At 68.2% G+C, this 584-nt stretch carries 1 protein-coding gene; it reads left to right on the top strand.

All coding sequences use genetic code 11. The features are described 5' to 3' along the window. Positions 1–59: 59 nt before the first annotated feature. Positions 60–584 (top strand): aromatic amino acid lyase (locus ACXJKJ_RS31405; RefSeq protein ID WP_457395569.1); only part of this gene is annotated, 525 nt, incomplete at its 3' end.

Below are 584 nucleotides of genomic sequence, written 5' to 3'. Positions count from 1 at the left end.
GGTCACCCAGGCACCCTTGGACTGGTTCAATTTCTTCCCCTTCTGGGATCAGGCATCTCATGGCAAGTAAGTCGTCCCCCATTCGCTTCGGCGATGCACCGCTGACCATCGAAGACGTGGTCGCGCTGTCCCAGCGCAAGGCCGAGGCCGTCGTCACCGATGATCCGGCCTTCACCGCGCGCATCCAGCGCGGCGCCGACTTCCTCGACCGCCTGCTGCGCGAAGACGGCGTCATCTACGGGGTGACCACCGGCTACGGCGATTCGTGCACGGTGAACATTCCGCCGGCGCTGGTGGCCGAGCTGCCGCACCATCTGTTCACCTACCACGGCTGCGGCCTGGGCCGGTTCCTGGATGAAAGCGAGACCCGCGCGGTGATCGCCGCGCGCCTGGCCTCGCTGGTGCGCGGCATGTCCGGGGTCAGCCACCCGCTGCTGCAGGGCCTGGCCACGCTGCTGCGCCATGACGTACTGCCGCTGATTCCGGCCGAAGGCTCGGTCGGTGCCAGTGGCGACCTCACCCCGCTGTCGTACGTGGCCGCCGTGCTGTGCGGCGAGCGCGAGGTGATGTACCAAGGTGCGCGG

The organism is Roseateles sp. P5_E1 (genome assembly GCF_054049335.1).
The sequence above is the reverse complement of the archived record's forward strand: the minus strand, read 5'-3'. Positions and strand labels throughout refer to the sequence as shown.